This is a genomic window from Streptomyces sp. NPDC040610, assembly GCF_055594065.1.
Genome location: NZ_JBVIXA010000015.1, coordinates 122,838 through 143,721, shown reverse-complemented (window position 1 = coordinate 143,721; position 20,884 = coordinate 122,838). Strand labels below are relative to the sequence as shown.

Annotated in this window: 19 protein-coding genes; 8 read left to right on the top strand and 11 right to left on the bottom strand. The window is 74.6% G+C overall.

Features of this window, described 5'->3' with window-relative positions; all coding sequences use genetic code 11:
* Positions 1–188 precede the first annotated feature (188 nt).
* Positions 189–1,274 (bottom strand): LacI family DNA-binding transcriptional regulator, encoded by a 1,086-nt coding sequence (locus tag ACZ6AA_RS35360; RefSeq protein WP_468460641.1) that lies wholly within the window; start codon positions 1,272–1,274, stop codon positions 189–191.
* Positions 1,275–1,665: 391 nt separating this feature from the next.
* On the opposite strand from ACZ6AA_RS35360, the gene ACZ6AA_RS35355 reads away from it, so the two are divergent.
* Positions 1,666–3,087, top strand: coding sequence for an amidase (locus ACZ6AA_RS35355; RefSeq protein ID WP_468460642.1), 1,422 nt, complete (start codon positions 1,666–1,668; stop codon positions 3,085–3,087).
* Between the two features lie 178 nt (positions 3,088–3,265).
* The gene (locus ACZ6AA_RS35350) at positions 3,266–3,613 is read left to right on the top strand and encodes a hypothetical protein (protein WP_468460644.1); all 348 of its coding nucleotides are present in this window, start codon (positions 3,266–3,268) and stop codon (positions 3,611–3,613) included.
* A gap of 75 nt (positions 3,614–3,688) precedes the next feature.
* Here the strand turns inward: ACZ6AA_RS35350 and ACZ6AA_RS35345 are convergent, their stop codons facing one another.
* Positions 3,689–4,555 carry a TIGR02452 family protein gene (locus ACZ6AA_RS35345; RefSeq protein ID WP_471462545.1) on the bottom strand — a complete coding sequence of 289 codons (867 nt, stop codon included), beginning with the start codon at positions 4,553–4,555 and terminating at the stop codon, positions 3,689–3,691.
* A 298-nt stretch (positions 4,556–4,853) separates the two neighbouring features.
* Between ACZ6AA_RS35345 and egtA the strand changes: the two genes are divergently transcribed.
* From egtA to egtD, 4 genes are read left to right on the top strand one after another with little or no spacing between them, the layout of a single operon-like run.
* Complete coding sequence (gene egtA, locus ACZ6AA_RS35340; RefSeq protein ID WP_468483351.1) at positions 4,854–6,200, top strand: ergothioneine biosynthesis glutamate--cysteine ligase EgtA; 1,347 nt, start codon at positions 4,854–4,856, stop codon at positions 6,198–6,200.
* Entirely contained in the window at positions 6,197–7,561 is a 1,365-nt protein-coding gene (egtB, locus tag ACZ6AA_RS35335; RefSeq protein WP_471462543.1) for an ergothioneine biosynthesis protein EgtB, read from the top strand. The genes egtA and egtB overlap by 4 nt, the downstream gene beginning before the upstream one ends.
* Positions 7,561–8,316 (top strand): ergothioneine biosynthesis protein EgtC, encoded by a 756-nt coding sequence (gene egtC / locus ACZ6AA_RS35330; RefSeq protein WP_468460652.1) that lies wholly within the window; start codon positions 7,561–7,563, stop codon positions 8,314–8,316. The genes egtB and egtC overlap by 1 nt, the downstream gene beginning before the upstream one ends.
* Entirely contained in the window at positions 8,313–9,287 is a 975-nt protein-coding gene (egtD, locus tag ACZ6AA_RS35325; RefSeq protein ID WP_471462541.1) for an L-histidine N(alpha)-methyltransferase, read from the top strand. The genes egtC and egtD overlap by 4 nt, the downstream gene beginning before the upstream one ends.
* A 59-nt stretch (positions 9,288–9,346) precedes the next feature.
* Here the strand turns inward: egtD and ACZ6AA_RS35320 are convergent, their stop codons facing one another.
* Positions 9,347–10,633 carry an extracellular solute-binding protein gene (locus tag ACZ6AA_RS35320; protein WP_468460656.1) on the bottom strand — a complete coding sequence of 429 codons (1,287 nt, stop codon included), beginning with the start codon at positions 10,631–10,633 and terminating at the stop codon, positions 9,347–9,349.
* A 233-nt stretch (positions 10,634–10,866) separates the two neighbouring features.
* Between ACZ6AA_RS35320 and ACZ6AA_RS35315 the strand changes: the two genes are divergently transcribed.
* Positions 10,867–11,082: a dodecin gene (locus ACZ6AA_RS35315; RefSeq protein WP_030362570.1), complete on the top strand. Its 216-nt coding sequence runs from the start codon at positions 10,867–10,869 to the stop codon at positions 11,080–11,082.
* A 27-nt stretch (positions 11,083–11,109) separates the two neighbouring features.
* Here the strand turns inward: ACZ6AA_RS35315 and ACZ6AA_RS35310 are convergent, their stop codons facing one another.
* From ACZ6AA_RS35310 to ACZ6AA_RS35285, 6 genes are all read right to left on the bottom strand, one after another.
* A complete protein-coding gene (locus tag ACZ6AA_RS35310; RefSeq protein ID WP_468483347.1) occupies positions 11,110–11,628 on the bottom strand; it encodes a phosphatase domain-containing protein in 519 nt (172 codons plus the stop codon).
* 142 nt (positions 11,629–11,770) lie between these two features.
* Positions 11,771–12,331 carry a hypothetical protein gene (locus ACZ6AA_RS35305; RefSeq protein ID WP_471462538.1) on the bottom strand — a complete coding sequence of 187 codons (561 nt, stop codon included), beginning with the start codon at positions 12,329–12,331 and terminating at the stop codon, positions 11,771–11,773.
* Complete coding sequence (locus tag ACZ6AA_RS35300) at positions 12,328–13,887, bottom strand: sensor histidine kinase (RefSeq protein WP_471462536.1); 1,560 nt, start codon at positions 13,885–13,887, stop codon at positions 12,328–12,330. The genes ACZ6AA_RS35305 and ACZ6AA_RS35300 overlap by 4 nt, the downstream gene beginning before the upstream one ends.
* On the bottom strand, positions 13,884–14,582 hold the full coding sequence (locus ACZ6AA_RS35295; RefSeq protein WP_468460664.1) for a response regulator transcription factor: 699 nt from the start codon (positions 14,580–14,582) through the stop codon (positions 13,884–13,886). Before ACZ6AA_RS35295 ends, ACZ6AA_RS35300 begins: the two co-directional genes overlap by 4 nt.
* 106 nt (positions 14,583–14,688) lie before the next feature.
* Positions 14,689–15,918 carry an acyltransferase family protein gene (locus ACZ6AA_RS35290; protein WP_471462534.1) on the bottom strand — a complete coding sequence of 410 codons (1,230 nt, stop codon included), beginning with the start codon at positions 15,916–15,918 and terminating at the stop codon, positions 14,689–14,691.
* Positions 15,908–16,699 carry an SGNH/GDSL hydrolase family protein gene (locus ACZ6AA_RS35285; protein ID WP_471462532.1) on the bottom strand — a complete coding sequence of 264 codons (792 nt, stop codon included), beginning with the start codon at positions 16,697–16,699 and terminating at the stop codon, positions 15,908–15,910. The genes ACZ6AA_RS35290 and ACZ6AA_RS35285 overlap by 11 nt, the downstream gene beginning before the upstream one ends.
* Positions 16,700–16,940: 241 nt before the next feature.
* Here ACZ6AA_RS35285 and ACZ6AA_RS35280 point away from each other — a divergent pair, with 241 nt between their 5' ends.
* Positions 16,941–17,408 (top strand): nitroreductase family deazaflavin-dependent oxidoreductase, encoded by a 468-nt coding sequence (locus ACZ6AA_RS35280; RefSeq protein ID WP_471462600.1) that lies wholly within the window; start codon positions 16,941–16,943, stop codon positions 17,406–17,408.
* Between the two features lie 27 nt (positions 17,409–17,435).
* Here ACZ6AA_RS35280 and ACZ6AA_RS35275 read toward each other — a convergent pair whose 3' ends face one another.
* Together ACZ6AA_RS35275 and ACZ6AA_RS35270 are read right to left on the bottom strand one after the other, a co-directional pair.
* On the bottom strand, positions 17,436–20,480 hold the full coding sequence (locus ACZ6AA_RS35275) for a helix-turn-helix transcriptional regulator (protein WP_471462598.1): 3,045 nt from the start codon (positions 20,478–20,480) through the stop codon (positions 17,436–17,438).
* A 155-nt stretch (positions 20,481–20,635) separates the two neighbouring features.
* Positions 20,636–20,803 (bottom strand): hypothetical protein, encoded by a 168-nt coding sequence (locus ACZ6AA_RS35270; protein WP_468460670.1) that lies wholly within the window; start codon positions 20,801–20,803, stop codon positions 20,636–20,638.
* Positions 20,804–20,884 lie beyond the last annotated feature (81 nt).

The following is a 20,884-nucleotide window of genomic DNA, read 5'->3' as shown; positions in this document are numbered from 1 at the left end:
ACGGAAGCAGGACAAGCAGCGAGGAAAAAAAAAAAAGACAAGGAAAAGGAGCACTCCCCCCTCGCCCCACCGCCCCTCCCGGGGGGGGGGGGGGGTCCCCCCCCCCCCCCCCCCACGCCCTGTCTGTCTCCAGGGCTCCGGCGGCGGCCCGACCAGGGTGGCCGCGGCCCGCGTCGGCGCGCCGCGGGTCAGCTCGACTCGCGGTGCACCACGCTCGCACCGAGCACGTCGTGCACTTCCGGCCGCCCGCCCGGCTCCCGCACCACCCGGTCGACGAGTTCCGCGAGGCTCCGGCCCGACGGCAGCTCGATGCGGACGCTGCTCAGGCGCGGGCGCAGCAGCCGGGCCAGCATCAGGTCGTCCGCGCCGACGACGGCGACGTCGTCGGGGACGGTGACGCCCTCGTCCTGGAGGGCGCGCGTCAGGAGCATGGCGTACTCGTCGTTGTACGCGAAGACCGCGTCGAGGCCGAGGGAGCGCCAGCCGTCGACGAGGCGGGCCGCGGAGTCCTCCGTGTAGGCCAGGGGCAGCTCGGTGACGGAGCTGCCCTCGACGGTGCGCGCGGCCGTGCGCACGCCGTCCAGGCGCGGCTGCGAGAAGGCCTCGAGGCCGGGTTCCTCGGGGACGACGACGCCGATGCGGCGGCGGCCCTGTGCCAGCAGGTGCGCGGCGGCCGCGCGGCCGACCAGGCGCTGGTCCATGAGCAGGGCGTGCGCGCCGTCCGCCCGCTGCGGTCCGAGGGTGAAGACGGCCTTGGCGCCGGAGCGTTTGAGCACGGCGACGCCGCGGGCGCCGAGCGCGATCGCGTCGGGGGCGAGGACGGCCACGGGGCGCAGCTCCGCCCAGGCGCGGGCGGCCTCCTCGCCGGTCAGGCCGAGGCTGCCGTACTGCACCACGGTGTAGTCGAACCGGCTGAGCGCCCACTGGAGTTCGTTGATGAACTCGCTGAAGAGCGGGCCGACGGCGATCTGCGGCGTCGGCATCAGGACCATGCGGCTGTGCCCGGCGCGCAGGCTGCGGGCGGCGGCGTGCGGGACGTACCCCAGTTCCTTGGCGGCCGCGTGGACGCGGCGGCGGGTGGGCTCGCTGATCCGGACGGCACTGGTGTTGTTCAGGACGTAGCTGACGGTGGCGCGGGAGACGCCCGCGAGGCGGGCGACGTCGGCGCTGGTCGGGACGGAGTGCGGGGTGCCCTGCGGCACGGGGTCGGGCGGGGAGTTCGGCGCGTCCGGCGCCGGAACCGGCGCGGGCTGCTGCTTCGGTATCTGCACCATGACCCTCGCAATCCTTCCAGACGGCCCCGGGGCGCACCCAGGCGGGCGCGGGGGCGCTGCCGGGCAGGCGGCGGGGCATGGCCGCGCACGCCGTCGTACCTGGTCGCGCGGCCTGTCACGCACGCCCGCGACGGCGCACGCACGGCCCCGCGGGGGCGTCGCACGCCTCCCCCGCGCGCCGCCACGGGGGCGGGGCACACCCGGTGAGCGGCGTGAACTCCCCCGTCCGGATACCGCGTTGGGCCGCCGGAGGCTACCGTTCGGTCACCTGCCCGACCGGGCCGCCGACCACTGGCCCCCTCCCCCTGCCCTCTTGTGCCCCCTTCTGCCCCGCGCACCCACTGCCCTCCCCCTCCCCACGGCCGTGCCGCCCCCTGGAAGGTGCCCCCACATGACCGCCGACCGTTCCGCGGGACTCGCGGAGACCGCCCGTGTGCTCGCCGAGGGCCGGGTGACCGCACGGGAGTTGACCGAGCGGGCGCTCGCCCGGATCGAGGCGGCGCAGCCCCGTCTCAACGCGTTCCGGGTGGTGCGCGCCGAGGCCGCGACGGCCGAAGCGGAGGCGGCCGACCGGGAGTTGGCGGCGGGCAGGCGGCTGCCGCTGCTCGGCGTTCCGGTGGCGGTGAAGGACGACACCGACGTGGCGGGCGAGCCCACCGCGTTCGGCTGCCCCGGGGATTTCCCGCCGAAGACCGAGGACGCCGAGGCGGTGCGCAGGCTGCGGGCCGCGGGCGCCGTCATCGTCGGCAAGACCAACACGTCCGAGCTGGGGCAATGGCCGTTCACGGAGGGCCCGGCCTTCGGCGACACCCGCAATCCGTGGCACACCGGGCACACGCCGGGCGGCTCGTCGGGCGGTTCGGCGGCCGCGGTCGCCGCGGGCCTGGTCCCGGCGGCCCTCGGCTCGGACGGCGCCGGGTCGGTGCGGATTCCGGCGGCGTGGACGCACCTCGTCGGGATCAAGCCGCAGCGCGGCCGGATCTCGACGTGGCCGTGGCCGGAGGCCTTCAACGGCATCACCGTCAACGGCCCGCTGGCCCGGACCGTCGCCGACGCCGCCCTGCTCCTCGACGTGGCCAGCGGCAACCACGCGGACGACCTGCACCAGCCGCCCGCGATCCGCGCCGCCGAAGCGGCCACCCGCGAGCCGGGGCGGCTGCGGGTCGCCCTCTCGCTGGGCATGCCGTTCACGGCGACGCCGAAGCGGCTGCACCCGCTGGTGCGCGGCAAGGTCGTGGCGCTCGCGGAGCGGCTCGCCGCCCTGGGCCACGACGTGTCCGAGGCCGACCCCCGCTACGGCCAGATCGGGCTCGCCTTCGTGCCCCGGGCCACGGCGGGCGTGGCGGACTGGGTGCGCCGGGTGCCCGACCCGTCGCTGCTCGACCCGCGCACCCGGGAGGCCGCGCGCCTGGGACGGCTCCTCGGCGGCGCGCCGCTGCGGCTCTCGCGGCGCGCGGAGGCGACGCTGCACCGCAGGGTCGGGGCGGTCTTCGACACGTACGACGTGGTCCTCGCGCCGACGACGGCAACCCCGCCGCCGCCCGTCGGCACCATGGCCGCGCTCAGCGGCTGGCGCACCGACCAGGCGATGATCGCGGCCTGCCCGTACGCGTGGCCGTGGAACGTCCTCGGCTGGCCCGGCGTGAACGTGCCCGCGGGCCGTGTCACGGGCGGCCTGCCGGTCGGCGCCCAGCTCCTGGGCCCCGCGGGCAGCGAGCCCCTGCTGATCTCGCTGGCGGCGCAGCTGGAGGACGACCTGCGCTGGCACGAGGAGTGGCCGACGCCGCTGGCCGACGCGCAGGCCGCGCCGTGAGGCGGTACGCGCCCTGCGCCTGGCACGCGCGGTAGGCGCACGGCGGCACGGGGAGGCCCCGCATGCCGCAGAGGCCCGGCAGCCCGGCGGGCACCACTCGCCAAGCAGCCCCCGACAGCCCCCCCCCCACGCCGAAAACCCCGTGCGGCCACCGCCCCGCCCGCCTACCGTCCACAGCGTGCAGATCTACGAAATCCACATCCACGGTTGCGCCGGGACCGACGCCGCGCTCGCCCTCCAGGAGCCGCTCGCCCGGCTCCTGTGCCCCGTCGAGGACCACGACGGGCCCTGTGAGGTGCCGTGGGGCTTCACGCTGGGTGACGCGCGGGGAGCGGACGACCCGGAGTGTGTCCTCGTGCTCGGGATCTTCGCGAGCGCGGAGAAGGCCGGGGAGGTCTTGGCGCGGGTGCGGGCGTTCGTGGGCGAGGCGCACCCGACGGTCCTCGGGGAGGCCGCCACGGACACCTTCGACGAGCTGGCGGAGCAGTACCGCATCGAGCAGGGCCGGGGGCAGGCGCAGGGCTGACGCGGGCGGCCGCCCGACCGCCCGGTTGCCCTGGCCTCACGACTCACCGCCTCACGACCTCACCGCCTCGCCACCTCAGTCCGAAGACCGACCCGTACCGCCCGTACCGCCCGTCACCCCCGCGGCCCCGAAGGCCCGCTCGAAGGCCCGGCGCGTCGTCTCGCCCCGGGTCCGGTCGAGGACCCCGAAGACCACGTGGTCGAAGTACCCGGCGAACCGGCCGCCCGCCCCCAGCGGCGCCCGGAACGCCTCGGCCACCTGCGCCGGATCGTTCTGGAACACCCCGCAGCCCCACGCGCCGAGCACGAGCCGCCGGTAGCCGCAGGCCGCGGCGGTCTCCAGGACGCGTTCGGCACGGGCGGCGAGCGCGGCGGGGAGCGCGTCGGCCCGCTCGGGCGCCGTGCGCCGCACCACTCCGGCGTTGGGCGCGGGCGAGGTGAGGAACCCGGGTGCGTACGCGTCGCCGAGGAGGTTGCCGCGGTCGTCGCGGAAGACGGGCACGGCGGGCGCGTGGATGACGCGGTCGCTGTAGAACGGGTCGCGGTGCGCGCGGTGGTGGTCGTAGAAGCTGCGCTGCTCCAGGAGGCAGGCGTACAGCGCGGAGGACCGGCAGAGCGCCTCCTCCTGCGCCTGTGCGCCGTTCAGGAAGCCGCCGCCCGGATTGCGGGCGGAGGCGAAGTTCAGGACGGCGACCGGGCCGCCGCCCGCGCCGTGCAGCCGGTGGGCGGCCTCCAGGCTGGACTCCCCCGTGACCTCGACGGTCGTCGGGCCGGGCTCGCGCGCGGGCACCTCGACGGGGTCCGGGCCGTACAGCCGGGTCCCGGCCCGCGCGGCGGCCACCGCGTCCGCGAGCCGCACGCGCCGTCCGTCCGGCGCCGTGTACGCCCCGACGGCGACGATGTCCACCGTGTCCTGCGCGATCCCGCGCAGCCGCGCGCTCACCGACGCCCCTCGCCGGGTGCCACCATGGCCCCCGCGCCCCGCGCCACCGTGCTCCGCGTGCCGTGCTCCGCGCTGTCCCCCATGCTGGACATGGCCCCGTCTCCGGTGTCCCCAGTGCCGTGTCCGCGTCCATACCCCGTGTCGAACATGAACAGATGGTGTGCCGTGCCTGTCGGCCGTCGCAACGGCATTTCCCGGCCACGAGGGCAGTCTTGTGCGAAATAGGTTCAAGGTCTTGGGTGTTACGAGCGCTGCGCGGGCAGTCCGCCCGCGCGGGCCGAACAGGAGGACCCGCGACATGCCAGAGGGAGACTGTACGAAACGCCGAGCCCGCCTCGGCGAAGCCGTCACCGAGGCCGAGATAGAGGCCCTGGTGCGCGGCATCTGCTTCAAGACGGGCCCACCCGCCGTGACCGGTGTGGAGCTGGAATGGCTCCTGCACACACCGGACGCGCCCCGCACGCCCGTGTCGTCCGCCCGTGTCGAAGCCGCTCGCGCGGCACTGCGGACCAAGCCCCTGCACTCGACGGTCACCGTCGAACCCGGCGGCCAGCTTGAGCTCAGCTCGCTTCCCGCCGCTTCCCTGATGGAGTGCGTGTCAGCCGTATCGGCCGATCTGGCCGTCGTCCGCGACACGCTCCGCTCCCTGGACCTGACCCTCACCGGCCTCGGCGCCGATCCCTGGCGCGCGCCCGCGCGGATCCTGCACGAGCCGCGCTACGACGCGATGGAGAGCTGGTTCGACCGCACCGGCGAGGCAGGACGGCGCATGATGTGCTCCACGGCGTCCGTGCAGATCTGCCTGGACGCCGGGTACGAGGAGCCCGGGCCGCTGGGCTACGCGCGCCGCTGGCGCCTGGCCCATCTGCTCGGCCCCGTGCTGGTCGCCGCGTTCGCCAACTCCCCGCTGCAGGAGGGCCGCCGCACCGGCTGGCGCTCCACCCGGCAGGCGGTGTGGGCGGGCATCGACCCGGGCAGGTCGGGGGCGCCCGCGCTCGACGAGGAGCCGCGGGCCGCCTGGACGCGGCACGCCCTGGACGCGCCCGTGATGTGCGTGCGCGGCGAGCCCGCGGACGAGGCGCCCTGGCTGGTTCCGGACGGCCTGAGCTTTCGGTCCTGGGCCCGCTCCGGCGCCCCGCGCCCGCCCACCCGCGCCGACCTCGACTACCACCTCACCACGCTGTTCCCGCCGGTCAGACCGCGCGGCCACCTGGAGTTGCGGATGGTCGACGCGCAGCCCGGCGAGGACGGCTGGATCGTGCCGCTCGCGGTGACGAGCGCGCTGTTCGACGACGCGGGCGCCGCGGAGACGGCCTACCGCACCGTCAAGCCCCTGGCCGAGCGCGCGGGTGCCACCCCGCCGCCGCACAGCCCGCTGTGGCTGGACGCGGCGCGCCACGGCCTCGCCGATCCGGAGCTGCACGAGGCCGCCGCGGCCTGTTTCGCCGCCGCGCTCGACGCGCTGCCGAGACTCGGCGCCGACAGCCACGTCCTGTCGGTCGTCGCGGCGCACGCCGACCGCTATGTGGCCCGCGGCCGCTGCCCCGCCGACGACCTGCTCGACGCGGCGCACCCGGACGGGGCGCACGGGGCCGACGCGCCCATGGACGGGACCCCTCTCTTCGGGAAGGACGCACACCGATGACCGGTTCCACGACGGGACCCCCGCACGGCTCCCCGACCGACCCCGAGGCGCTGCGGACCCGCGCGCAGAGCGCGCTGCTCGCCGCGCGCGAGCGCACCGCGCTGCTCACCTCGTGCGTCGAGGACAGTGAACTCACCGCCCAGCACTCGCCGTTGATGTCCCCGCTGGTGTGGGATCTCGCACACATCGGCAACCAGGAGGAGCAGTGGCTGCTGCGCGCGGTCGGCGGCCGTGAGGCGCTGCGGCCCGAGATCGACTCCCTGTACGACGCGTTCGAGCACCCCCGGGCGACCCGGCCCTCGCTGCCGCTGCTCGCCCCCGACGAGGCCCGGCGCTACGCCTCCGACGTGCGGGGCCGCGCGCTCGACGTGCTGGAGAGCACGCCGTTCCACGGTTCGCTGCTCACCGACGCGGGCTTCGCCTTCGGGATGATCGCGCAGCACGAACAGCAGCACGACGAGACGATGCTGATCACCCATCAGCTGCGTGCGGGCGCCCCCGCGCTCACCGCACCGGACCCGGATCCGGCGCCCCCGTTCGCGGGTCCGCCCGAAGTCCTCGTGCCCGGCGGCCCGTTCATGATGGGCACGTCGGCGGAGCCGTGGGCGCTCGACAACGAACGCCCCGCGCACCGGCGCCTCGTACCGCCGTACTTCATCGACACCACGCCGGTCACCAACGCCGCGTACCAGCGTTTCATCGACGACGGCGGCTATGACGAGCCGCGCTGGTGGCACGAGCGGGGCTGGGAGGCGGTGCGCCGCAACAAGCTGACGGCGCCGCTGTTCTGGCGGCGCGAGGCGGGCCAGTGGCTGCGGCGCCGCTTCGGCGCCCTGGAGCCGGTCCCGGCCGACGAGCCGGTGCTGCACGTCAGCTGGTACGAGGCGGACGCGTACGCGCGCTGGGCCGGGCGGCGGCTTCCGACCGAGGCCGAGTGGGAGAAGGCCGCGCGCCACCACCCGGGCGAGGACCGGTCGCTGCGCTACCCCTGGGGCGACGCGGACCCGACGCCGGAGCGGGCGAACCTGGGGCAGCGGCATCTGCGCCCGGCCCCCGCGGGCAGCTATCCGCTGGGCGAGTCGCCTCTCGGCGTACGGCAGTTGATCGGCGACGTGTGGGAGTGGACGGCCAGCGACTTCCTGCCCTACCCGGGCTTCGTGGCCTTCCCCTACCGCGAGTACTCGGAAGTGTTCTTCGGCGGCGACTACAAGGTGCTGCGCGGCGGCGCCTTCTCCGTCGACGCGGTGGCGTGCCGGGGCACGTTCCGCAACTGGGACCATCCGGTGCGGCGGCAGATCTTCTCCGGCTTCCGCACGGCGCGCGACCTCACGGCCGCCGAGACCTCCGAGGGGGTTCTCTGATGTGCCGTCACCTCGCTTTCCTGGGTGCGCCCGAGGCGCTCGGCGCGCTGCTCGTGGAGCCCGCGCACAGCCTGTTCCGGCAGTCCTGGGCGCCGCGCAGGCAGCGGCACGGGACGGTCAACGCGGACGGTTTCGGCGTGGGCTGGTACGCGGACGGCGATCCGGTGCCGGCGCGCTACCGCAGGGCCGGGCCGATCTGGGGCGACCAGTCCTTCGCGGACCTGGCCCGGGTGGTGCGCTCCGGCGCGGTGCTCGCCGCGGTGCGGGACGCCACCGAGGCGGGCGCGGACGGGGAGGCCGCGGCGGCGCCGTTCGCCGCGGGGCCCTGGCTGTTCAGCCACAACGGCGCGGTGTCGGGCTGGCCGGACTCGCTCGCCGCGGTCGCCACCACGCTGCCGCCCGCCGACCTGTTGGCCCTGGAGGCGCGCTGCGACTCGGCGCTGGTGTGGGCGCTCGTCCTGGAGCGGCTGCGGCGCGGCGACGAGGCGGCGCAGGCGCTCGGCGACGTCACCGTGGAGGTCGCACGGGCGGCGCCCGCCTCGCGTCTGAACCTGCTCCTCACCGACGGCGAGACGATCGCCGCGACGGCCTGGGGCGACACCCTCTGGTACCTGACCGCGCCGGGCCGCCGCACCGTCGTGGCCTCCGAGCCCTACGACGACGACCCGGCCTGGCGCGAGGTGCCCGACCGCACCCTGCTCGCCGCCACCGCCACCGACATCCTGCTGACCCCGCTCAAGGAGCCCACCGCGTGAGCCCGTTCCTGCTGACCCGCACCCTGCCCGACGACGCCGCGGGCGCCGCACTGCGCGCCGACGTTCTGCACGGCCTCACACGGACACCGAAGTCGCTGCCGCCCAAGTGGTTCTACGACGCGCGCGGCAGCGCCCTGTTCGACGAGATCACCACGCTGCCCGAGTACTACCCGACGCGCGCCGAGCGGGAGATCCTCATCGCCCGGGCCGCCGAGATCGCCACGGCGACGGGCGCGCGCACCCTCGTCGAGCTGGGCTCGGGCTCCTCCGAGAAGACCCGGCACCTGATCGACGCGATGCCCTCCCTGCACACCTACGTCCCGGTCGACGTCAGCGAGTCCGCGCTCACCGGCGCGGCCAACACGCTGCTCGCCGAGCGGCCCGCGCTCGACGTGCACGCCCTCATCGCCGACTTCACCCGGGGCCTGGCACTGCCCGGCACGCCGGGGCCGCGCCTGGTCGCGTTCCTCGGCGGCACCATCGGCAATCTGCTGCCCGCCGAGCGCGCCGCGTTCCTGACCTCGGTACGCGGCCTGCTGTCCCCCGGTGACGCGCTGCTCCTCGGCACGGACCTGGTCAAGGACGAGGGGGTGCTCGTCTCGGCGTACGACGACTCGACGGGCGTGACCGCCGCGTTCAACAAGAACGTCCTGCACGTCATCAACCGCGAGCTGGGCGCGGACTTCGACCCCGACGCGTTCGCCCACGTCGCCGTCTGGGACCGCGACCACGAGTGGATCGAGATGCGGCTGCGCTCCCGCACCGCCCAGACCGTGAAGGTCCCGGCGCTCGACCTCGCCGTGCACTTCGCGGAGGGCGAGGACCTGCGCACGGAGATCTCCGCGAAGTTCCGCGAGGAGGTGGTGAAGTCGGAGCTGGCGGCGGCGGACCTGTCCCTGACCCACTGGTGGACGGACGAGCGGGCCCGCTTCGCGCTGTCGCTGAGCACGGTGTCCGGGGCCGAGGCCTGATGCCGGCCGCCCCGCCCACGGCGCCGCGCGGGGCCGGTGGCGCGCCCGGCTAGTCGGCCTCAGGGCCCCGCGGGGTCCAGCGCCTTGGTGATCCGGCCGGACGCGGCCTTGGCCTCGACGGCCGGATCACCTCCGGCGAGGACCTTGGACATGTACGCCTTGATGGGGTTGTCCGCCTCCACGGCCGCCCACGCGGGCGACTTGGGCGTGGCCCGCCCCCGCGCGGCGCCGACCGCCATCGCGGCGACCCCGGCCTCCCCGGACACGGCGGACGCCAGCGTCGTCTTGTTCGGTACGTAGTCCATCGTGCGGGCCAGGTCCTTCTGCCACTTGTCCCCGGCGAGGGCCTTCACCACCTCGACGGCGCCCTTGCGCTCGTCGGTGCCGTCCCGCACGACCAGGTCGGAGCCGCCGGTGAAGACGGCGCCGGGCTTGCCCGCGGTCTTGCCGGGGATGGGGAAGTAGCCGAGCTTGCCCTTGAGCTTGGGGTTCTTTGCCTCGATGGCGCGCGCGGTGCCGGGCACGGCGATGATCTGCGCGACGTCGCCCTTGGCGAACACGCCGGACTGCGGCGGGTGCTCCTCGTCGGCGTCGGGCGGCCCGTCGCCGAGCGCCTGGAGCTGCTTGTAGAACTCCATGCCGCGCAGCGCGGCGGGCGTGTCGAGGGTGCCCCGCCAGGAGCCGGACTTCTCCCCCTTGGCCAGGTCGCCGCCCTCGTCCCAGATGAATCCGGCGAGCGTGTACCAGTCCTGACCGGCCAGATAGAGCCCCTGGTTCCCGCCCGAGTCGAGCCGCCGGGTGTCCGCGAGCCACTGCTGGCGCGTCTTCGGCGGCTGCTCGATCCCGGCCTGCGCGAACAGGTCCTTGTTGTAGATGACGACGCGGTTGGCGGCGTACCAGGGGATGCCGTACTGGCCGCCGTCGTAGCGGCCGGGTTCGGCGAGGCCCGGCAGCCAGTCCTCCATGCCCAGGTCGCGCGCGGACTCCAGGGTGAGGTCCGCGAGGCCGCCCTGGTCGACGTACTGGGCGACCTGGGTGTTGCCGACCTCGATGACGTCCGGTCCGTCGTCGTCCTTCAGGGCGGCCTTGACCTTCTCGCCGATGCCGGTCCACTCCTGGACGCGGATGTCCAGGTCGATGTTGCCGTGCTGCTTCTCGAAGTCCTCCGTGAAGCGCTTGACGAAGGCGTCCGACGCGCTGCCCCGCATCAGCCACACCCGCACGGTGCTGCGGTCGTCCCCGCCGCCTCCGGGCAGATGGCCGCAGCCGGGCAGCAGGGCGGTGGAGGCGAGGGCCAGGGTGAGGGAGAGGGCGGTGCGGAGGCGGCGGCGGTTCACGTCGGTCACTTTCTGCCTGCGGACAGGGCGGGGGAAGCCCGACGTGGGGAAGAGCTGAAGCTCGAACGGGTGTGCAGGATTTTGGTATGGACCAACCCGCAGGTCAAGGGGCGTGCGCTCATTCGTGACACTTCGGTGGACGCGTGGGCACAGTTTCCCCCCACATCCGCCGACAGGCCCCCACCCGCCCCCGGCACTACCGTGGAGGGCACCGCAACGCCGCGGAGAGGAGAAGCCCGCTCATGTCCGACCACACCTACCGGGTCACCGAGATCGTCGGCACCTCGCACGAAGGCGTCGACCAGGCCATCCGCAACGGCATCGAACGCGCCGCACAGACCCTGCGCGGCCTCGACTGGTTCGAGGTCACGCAGGTGCGCGGCCATATCGAGGACGGACAGATCCAGCACTACCAGGTCGGCCTGAAGGTCGGTTTCCGCCTGGAGGACTCGGCCTGAGCCACCGGGCCCCGGCGCAGCCCGCCCTCACGTACGGCCTTGGCGCTCCTGCGCGTCCCGCAGTTCCGCGGACGCGCCGCCCCAGCGCGCCCGCACCACCGTGAACCCGGCCCGCTCGGCGTCGACGCAGACCAACTCGTCGTCGTCCACGAGCATCCGGATCTCACGGTCGCGGGCGAGGTCCCGCAGGGCCTCCAGCTTGGTGCGGCGCGCGGGCCGCCGGTCGTGGTCGGGCCGCATCCGGACCGGCCCCGCGGGCAGCCCCTGCGCGGCCAGCCACGCCTCGGTGTCGGCGCGGCAGCGCTCGGGCCGACCGGTGAGGTAGACGATGTCGCACTCTTCGGCGCTGTCCAGGGCGAGCCGCACGCCCTTCGGCAGCGGCGGGTCGTGCGGGGCGGCGGCGAAGAACGCCGCCCAGTCCCGCGGCCTGCGCTCCAGGAAGCGCTGGCGGTGCGCGGTGTCCGCGAGGGTGCCGTCGAGGTCGAACACGGCCAGGGGCCGCTCGGCAGCGGTGCTTTCGCGCTTCGGTCTGTTGTCGTGCGTCACGCCGTCAGCGTACGGAACGAACGCAGGCTGCGGCCCGGGAACCGATGGCGCCCCTGGTGCGCGGGGGCGACTGAACCGCGCCCGGCGGACCCGCCGGAGCGGAACGGAGGACGAGGTGCGCGGGATCGCGATCGTAGCCGGCCTACCGCGTGGCACTCCGGCTCGGGGAAGGGTCGGACACGGGAACGACGTTGCCCGCCGCGTTGCAGCGGACGGTCCAGGGCGTTCCGTAGCCCTCCTCGTAGACCCGTACGTCCACGTCGGGGGGCTGTTTGCCGTCGGCGACCCGGGCGTTGGCCGCGGTGCAGATGATCTGGCTGAGCCCGAGGCCGCCGCCACCGGTCGTCTGTGCCACCGGCACCGGAAGGCGCAGGTCCACGCCGCCGTCGTCGACCCGCGCGATCAGCCGCCCGTGGATCGGGGGCACCTCGGTGATCAGGCCGCGGGCGCGTTCGGCGGTGTCGGGGCCCTTGAGGAGCAGGTCGAGGGCCTGTTGCGGGGTCGCGGCGGATCCGACCTGACGGGTGACGGCCTGGATGCCGTACGGACCGACGAAGTAGAGCTGGGCGTAGTGGCTCGCGGATCCCGGATCCCGCAGGCCGGACGCCGGGGCCCCGGCCCGGACCGGACCCGTGGAGCCGACGCCGCAGCCCGCCGAGAGGACACCCAACACAGCGGCGAGGCAAGCGAGTTGGCGCTTCACGACTGGTCCTCATGCGGGAGCGCGCGCGGGATGGTGAGAGTGAACACCGCACCGCCGTCCGGGAGGTTGGCGGCGACCAGGGTGCCGTGGTGCAGCCGTGCGTTCTCCCTCGCGATGGCGAGTCCCAGTCCACTGCCCGCGGAGCGGGCGCGCGCGGCGTCCGCCTTGTAGAAGCGGTCGAAGACGTGCGGCAGCACCTCGTCGGGGATGCCGGGACCGCTGTCGGCGACGTCGATCACCAGGGACTCCCGCGTGGCGGTCGCCCGGACGGTGACGGGAGCGGCGCCGTGGCGCAGCGCGTTGCCGATCAGGTTGGCGAGGACGACATCGATACGCCGGGCGTCGACCCGGATGCGCGGATCCTCCCGCGGAAGCTCGGTGATCACCTCGTCCGGCTCGCGCCAGCCGCGCAGGTGAAGTGTCTTGTGGACGACGGTGGCCAGACTCACGTCGTCCAGGCGCAGCACCGCCGCGCCCGCGTCGAAGCGCGAGATCTCCATCAGGTCCTCGACCATGGCGGTCAGCTTGCGGGTCTCGTCGCTGATGAGGAGGACCGCGTCGGCGGTGTCCGGCGGCAGCGCCGCCGAACGGGCGTCCTCGTCCAGGGCGTCCGTGACGGCGGCCATCGCGGCGAGCGGGGTCCGCAGTTCGTGCGAGACGTCGGCGGCGAACCGACGGGCGTTGGCCTCCATCCGCCGCAGCTCGGCGTCGTCCCGCTCCAGGGTGGCCGCCATGGTGTTGAACGTGCCGGTCAGGGAGGCGAGTTCGTCCTTGCCGACGACGTCGAGGCGCGTGCCTAGGGCGCCCGAGGTGATCTTCTCGGCGGCCGTACGCAACTGCCGTACGGGACGCAGCACCCGGCGGGCCGCGAACAGGGCGGGCACGACGGCGAAGGCGAGCGCGGGCAGAGCGCCCGCCCAGGCCGCGGTGATCAGGGCGGAGATGTCGGCACGCTCGCCCTTCAGGGACATGACGGCGTAGGCGACCAGGCCCGACGGCTTCTCCGCTGCTTGGCTCCGGCCGGTTCCCGCGCCCTGGTCCGTGCCTTCGCTCTGGCCGGTTCCCGCGCCCTGTTCGCTTCCTGCGCTCCGGCCGCTTCCCCCGTCCCGGTCGGCCCCCGCACGCCCGTCGGTGTAGCCGATCGGCATGCCGATCAACAGGCGCGGCCCGTCGGCGTGCTCCACGCGCTCGTAGAAGGTGGCGTCGCCGCTCTTGGTCGCGGTGCGCAGGGCGCCGCCGATGTCGGCCGCGGTGCCGATGAGCGGCCCCTCGTCGCGGGAGACGGCCGTGCGCCAGGCGCGGGAGCCCGAGGCGCGGTCGAGTTGGCGTGCGAAGGTGCGCAGGTCCGTGTCGGTGGGGTCGGCCGGAAGGTTGGGGGCGAGCGAGTCGACCTGGAGGCGCAGGTCGTGGACGGCGTTGTTCTGGGTGCGGTCCAGGATCGCGCTGCGGGCCTGCCGGAAGGTGAGGGCTGCGGTGATCAGCGCGCTGAGGGCGGCGACGAGGACGAAGGCGACGACCAGGCGCGGGCGCAGGCCACGGGGCAGGGAGAGCTTCATGCGGGCAGCGGGCCGAAGCGGTAGCCGAAGCCGCGCACCGTCTGGACGTACACCGGGCTCCGCGGGTCCTGTTCGACCTTGGCGCGCAGCCGCATCACGCAGGCGTCGACCAGGCGGGCGTCCCCGTAGTAGCTGTGCTCCCAGATGTCCTCCAGCAGCTGCTGGCGGCTGAAGGTCCGCTCCGGGGCGGCGCTGAGGAAGAGCAGCAGCTTCAACTCGGAGGGGGCGAGCGGGAGTTCCTTGCCCTGCTTGCGGACGATCAGCGCGTCGCGGTCGATCTCGAGGTCGCCGACCCGGGTCGGCCCCGCACCCGCGGCGGTGTCGGCCTGGGCGGGGGCGACGCGGCGCAGCACCGCCCGGATCCGGGCTTCGATGACCGCGGCCCCGGCGGGTTTGACGACGTAGTCGTCGGCGCCCGCCTCCAGGCCGATCACGACGTCGATGTCGTCGCCGCGCGCGGAGAGGATCACGAGGGGGACCTGACTGGTCTCGCGGATGCGCTGGCACACGTCGAGGCCGCTCATGCCGGGGAGCATCAGATCCAGGAGCACGATGTCGGGCTTGAAGGCGGCCAGGGCTTCGAGGCCGTCCTCGCCGGTGCCGACCGCCTCGGTCTCGTGCCCGTTGCGGGACAGGCCGAGGACGACTCCACGGCGTACGGCCGGATCGTCCTCGATCAGCAGGACACGGGTCATGCAGGGGTCCTTCCACAGCGGGCGGGTTTTCCGGCATCGCGTGAGCCATCCGGTGGATCGCTCAATGTACGGGTGGGGCGCGTGGGGCTTCCCGCTCGCCCGGGCGTCACCTCAGCTGCTCGACGTCGACCGTGCCCGCCCCCGTCACCGGCTCGGGCACCACCGCCCACAGCACGGCCCCCGCCAGCGCCAGCGCGGCCACCGCGGCCAGTCCGCGCCCGCCCCGCGCCCACCCCGCCCGCAGCCGCACCGGATCCTCCACGAACCGCGTCGTCACCACGGCGGCCCCCAGAGACACCCCGATCGCGACGGCCGTCCCGCCCAGGTCCCCGAGCGCCGACAGCCTCGGCAACAGCAGCAGATACACCGGCCAGTGCCACAGATACAGGCTGTACGAGACCTTGCCGAGGCCGCGCGGCAGGCGGCTGCCCGCGATCCGTGCCGACCGGGTGCCCGGCACCCGGGCCAGCAGGACGATCAGGACGGCCGCGGCCAGCGAGTGCAGGAAGAGCCCGCCCTGGAAGAGCAGGGGCGCCTTCTCGCCCTCGGTCACCGTCCACGCCACCGCGAGGCCGCACGCCAGGGCGAGGCACACCGGGTCGGCGGCGCGGGGCGGCACCCGGCGCGCGAGGTTCCGTACCGGCGCGGTGGCCATGAGCGCCCCGAGCAGCAGGGCGGCGCCCCGGGTGTCGGTGCCCTCGTAGGCGCGGGTGGTGTCCACCGCGGCGCCGAGCGACACGGTCAGGGCGAGGGAGACCAGGGCGCCCGCCCCGGCGAGCGCGGCCACGACGCGCTCGCCCCACCGCCCCCGGGCGGCGACCGCCACGACCAGCGGCCAGGCCAGATAGAACTGCCACTCCACGCCGATGCTCCACAGATGCGCGAAGACGCGGGTGTCGGAGGCGTTCCAGTAGCCGATCCGCTCGGCGATGTAGTGCCAGTTGACCGCCTGGGCCCCGACCCAGGGCAGGTCGTCGCGCGCGAACCGCAGCTGCTCCGCGCTCCCCCACGCCCACGTGGCCGCCACGGTCACGACCACCACGCAGCACAGGGCGGGCAGCAGCCGGCGGACACGACGGCCCCAGAACGCGGCCAGGGCGACCCGGCCGCGCCCCGCCGCCTCCCCGAGCAGCAGCCCCGTGATCAGGAAACCGGAGAGCACGAAGAACAGGTCGACGCCGAGGAACCCGCCGCTCAGGTGCCCGGCGTGGAAGAGCAGCACGGCGGCGACCGCGAACCCGCGCAGCCCGTCCAGGGCGGCGATGTGCGCCCGGCCCGCCTCACCGGGGTGCGCCGCACCGGGGCCCGCCGCACGGGCCGTTTCCTCACGCGGCACAGCGGAGCTTGCCGTAGCGCTCGTCGCCGGTCCAGGTCCGCTGGGCCCAGGAGTCCACCGGCGCCGGGGTGAACTTCTCCCGCTTGCCGAGTTCCCCGGTGAACCACTTGGCGAAGGCGGCCGCGCCCTGCTGGCAGTTGTGGATGCCGTCCGGGGCACGCAGCGCCTTCTTCGCCGCGTGGTCCGTGCCCCACACCTGCGAGGCGTCGAGGAACGCCGCCGCGCCACCGCTCTTCCTGGCGACGTCCGCGGCCACCTCGGGGGCCGTACGCATCTGTGCCTCGTGCTGCTTGTAGAACCCGTCGACCTTGATGGGCGGCGACGGCACGAACACCACCTCGGCGCCCGCGTCCTTGGCCGTGTCGACGAGCTTCTCGTAGGCGGTCCGCTGCTGCTCCCTGCTTCCCCAGTCGTACGTCGTGACCTGGTAGGCGACGACGGTGGGGCGGAACGACCCGATGTCCTTGGCCAGTTGCTTCCAGGTGTCGTCGGAGATCATCCGCGTGATCTTCTCGCCGCTGTCGACGACCGTGCCCCCGCCGTCCGACGAGGAGTCCTTGAACTCCACACCACTGGCCTTCAGGGCCGCGCCCAGTGCGGGGGCCTCGGCGCCCGCGATGGAGTCGCCCACCCACAGCACCTTCGTACCGGTCGCCGCCGTCGTGCTCTTCCCCTCGTCCCTGGTGCCGGAGCCCTTCTCCCCGCATCCGGCCAGGGCGAGGCCGAGCGCGGCGACTGCGGCGGCCCCGCCCGCGGCGTAGCGGGCCGAGCGGCGGGACATACGGGAACGGGATGTGCGCTTGCTGTTCATGCGCCCAGCACAACAGCCTCCGAGCGCCCCACCGGCCGCCGTCATCGTTTGCTCATACTCCGGGCAAGGAGCGCTCATAAAAACTTCCCGGACTCCCGCTTTGCCCCGCGGGAGACGGGAACGAAGGGGAAGGCGAGTGCCTCGCCACACCGCGCGAGGCTCATGGTGAACGGCGCGACATCATCCGCACGTGACGACGGAAGGGACCGCGATGCCTCTTGAGGGCGAGTACGAGCCGAGTCCGGCGCAGTGGATCCGCGATCAGGTCGAGCTGTACGAGAGTTCGGGCGGTACGCGGGGCACCACGCTGTGGGACACGGGCCTGCCCGTCGTCATCGTCACCATGCGCGGCGCGCGGACCGGCAAGCTCCGCAAGGTCCCGCTCATGCGCGTGGAACACGAGGGGCGGTACGCGGCCGTGGGCTCCAAGGGCGGCTTCCCGCGCCACCCGGTCTGGTACTTCAACCTCAGGGCCGACCCGCGCGTGGAGCTCCAGGACGGGGCCGAACGCCGGGACATGACGGCCCGTGAGGTCACCGGGGACGAGAAGGCCGAGTGGTGGGAGCGCGCGGTAGCCACGTTCCCGACGTACGCCGACTACCGGGAGAAGGCCGGCCGCACGATCCCTGTCTTCGTGCTGGACCCCGTGGACGCCGTGGGGCCGGACGGTCCCGCCTGACCCTGCTCGCGGAGCACGGACGGAAGGTCACTCGTCGAAGACCCCCAGCCGGTGCGCGATGGCCGCGGCCTCCCCTCGGCCCGACGCGCCCAGCTTGGCCAGGATGTTGGAGACGTGCACGCTCGCCGTCTTCGGCGAGATGAACAGCTCCTCCGCGATGAGCCGGTTGCTCCGCCCGGCGGCGACCAGCCGCAGCACGTCCCGCTCCCTGGCGGTCAGCCCCAGCGCCGCCGCCGGGGGCGGGGCCGCCTCCCCGTCGGCCTGCCGCAGCGGGATCCGGGCGCGGCCGGCCAGCGTGGCGATCTCCTCCTCCAGCGGCGCCGCGCCCAGCTCGCGCGCCACCGCCTCGGCCTGCCGCAGCAGTTGACCGGCCGCTTCCCGGGAGCCGCCGTGGGTGATCAGGGCCTCCGCGAGCCGCAGCCGGGCGGTGGCGAGGAGCATGGGGGCCCGCAACTGCTCGGTGGCGGCCACGGCCTCCGTCCAGAGCGCGGTGGCATCGCCGCCCTCGGCCGTGCGCAGCTCGGCCTTGATCATCAGGGCCTGCGCGGCCCACAGCGGTACGAACTCGGGCTGGCCCCGCATCGCCTCGCGGATCCGCGCCACCGCCGCCTCGCGCCCCGGCTCGGCCACCGCCTGCCCGCGGGCCCGCGCCTCCGCCGCCGCGGCCTCGTACAGGAGCGGCCAGCCGTAGCGCTGGTGGCCCGACGGGATGGCGTCGCCGACCGCCGTCTGGAGGAGGGAGCGGACGTCGAGGATCCGGCCGTCGGCGGCCGCGAGGGCGATGGTGACGCGGGCGACGGTCAGGGTGTGCTGCGGCTCCGGGTAGGGCCCCGTGGTCCAGCCGCCGGACTCCTCGATCAAGCGCAAAGTGTCGTCGTACGCGCCCCGGGCCAGGGCCAGTTCGGCCCGCTGCTCGGCGACCTGCCCCCAGGTGCGGGCGCTCACCCCGCGGCGGCCGATGGCCCGGGCGAGCACCGCGTCGGCGTCGGCCCACCGGCCGAGCTGGGTGAGGGACTCGGCGAGGTTGCCGTCGATGAACGAGGCGATGTCCGGCAGCCCGTGCCGCTCGGCCAGCGCTGTGCCCTCCTCGGCGACCTCGACGGCCTCACCGAAGCGACCGATGCCGTGCAGCGCCGTGGACAGGTTGCCGTAGCCGCGCAGCACGACGTCCGTGTTGCCCGGCGCCAGCTCCCGCGCGCACACGTCGCGGGCCAGTTCCAGCCCAGCCTCCAGGTCGCCCGTGTCCATGATGAGCCAGGCCAGGGTGTGCTGCGCGGCGAGGCCCGTGGTCTCGGCGCCCGTCAACCGGCAGAGCTCCACCGCCTGTTGAGCGATGTCGAGAGCCGTCGGCCCCGGCTGGTGCACCGCGTACCAGTACGCCGCGTTCATCAGCACTTCGGCGTGGACGACCGACGGCGGCAGGCCCTTCACCAGTTCCTGGGCGTGGGCGATCTCGTCCCAGCCGTCGGAGCGGGAGAGGGCGCGCATCAGCCGGTGGCGCTCGGTCCAGAACCAGGCCGCCCGAATCGGATCCCCCTCGCCCGAGCGGGGTCGGGAGCTCACGGAAGGGGCACCCTCCAGTTGGCGCAACGCCCGCTTGCAGAGGGCCAGCGCCCGCTCCCGCTCCCCCGCGAGACGCGCGGCGACGGCGATCGCGGCGAGCAGGTCCACGAAGTCTCCGGGGACGTCCGGCGAGAGGGCCAGGCCAAGGCCGTCCTCGACGCCCTGCCGCATCGTCCGGCGGCGCAACTCCTCGGGCGTGTCGTCCCACAACTCCAGTGCCCGCTCCAGCAGTTGGTGCTGCTCGGCGAACGCGTGCCGCCCCCGGGCGGCGGCCGCCGCGGCGATCACGGCGGGCAGTGCCCGGGCCGGGTCACGGGCGCCGAACCAGTACCCGGCGAGGCGTCCGGCCCTCTCCTCGGACCGTACGAGCGCGGGGTCGGCCTCCAGCGCCTCGGCGTAGCGACGGCTCAGCCGGGAGCGCTCGCCGGGCAGCAGGTCACCGGTCACGGCCTCGCGCATCAGGGCGTGCCGGAAGCGGAAGGACTCGCCCTCGTCGCAGGGCTGCAGGACGGCGGCGCCGACAGCGGTGCGCAGGGTCTCGATCAGCTCGTCCTCGGTGCGGCCCGTGACGGTGGCGAGGAGCGGGAACTCCACCGCGGAGCCGCCCTCGGCGGCGATCCGCACCACGCGCTGCACCTCGTCCGGCAGCGCCTCGACCCGGACCAGCAAGAGGTCCCGCAGGGAGTCGCTGATGCCGCCCGGGGAGCCTTCGAGGATGCTGCAGGCCAGCTCCTCGACGAAGAACGCGTTGCCCTCGGAGCGGTCGAAGATCCGGTCGATGACCTGCTCGGACGGGGCCTCGCCGCGGATGGCGGCGAGCTGGCGGCGGACCTCGGCGCGGTCGAAGCGGAGCAGTTCGAGGCGGGTGACGGTGCGCAGCCGCTCGTACTCGGCGAGGGCGGGGCGCAGCGGGTGGCGGCGGTGCAGGTCGTCGGTGCGGTACGTGGCGACGATGAGCATGCGGCTGTCGGTGAGGGCGCGCAGCAGATAGCTCAGCAGTTCGCGGGTGGAGCGGTCCGCCCAGTGCAGGTCCTCCAGGACGAGGACGAGGGTGCGGTCGGCGGCGAGGCGTTCGAGGAGGCGGACGGTGAGTTCGAAGAGCCGGGCGCGGCCGTCGGTCTCCAGGTGGCCCACGGGTGCCGCCAGGGGTTCGCCGAGTTCGGGCAGCAGCCGGGCCAGCTCGCCCTCCTGCCCGGCGACGGCGTCGTCGAGCTCCGCGCCGAGCTGGCGGCGCAGGGAGCGCAGGGCGGCGGAGACGGGGTGGTACGGCAGGGCGTCGGCGCCGGTCTCCACGCAGCCGCCGAGGGCGACGACGGCCCCGGCCGCGGCGGCCCGGCCGAGGAACTCCTGGATCAGCCGGGTCTTGCCGACCCCGGCCTCGCCGCCCACGAAGAGGGCGCGGGGCTCCCCGGCGTTCGCCCGGGCCAGGGCCTCGCCGAGGGCGGTCAGCTCGGCGCCGCGGCCGACGAAGACGGGGCTGGTGTGCCTGCTCTGCATGGTGCCGAGCATCGCATGCCGTGCGAGAAGCGGGACAACCGTTTCGAGGTCGGTGGGGGGTGCGGCGGCCAGGGGTGCGATCGAGGTGAGGGCTGCGGCGGCCGGGTGCGCGATCGAGGCGGGGGCCTCGGCGACCGGGTGCCCGGTCCCGCGGCGCCCTTGCTCCGTCACGCGGTGCGGACGTAGTGCGTGCGGCTGTCCGGGCCGGGGCCGTTGTCGGCGGCGGCACGGGCCGCCTTCGCGGCCGCCTCGGCCTCGCGGACCAGGCGGCGCCGCGCGGCGCGGGACAGGATCTCGGCCTGCCGGGCGGTCTGGAACTCGTGATGCATCGTCACGACGGCCTCCTTGAACGAGCTGGTCACTTGCTGTGTTTCCAGCGTCGTCACCGAGGTGGGGGCGCCACATCGGGAGGCTTG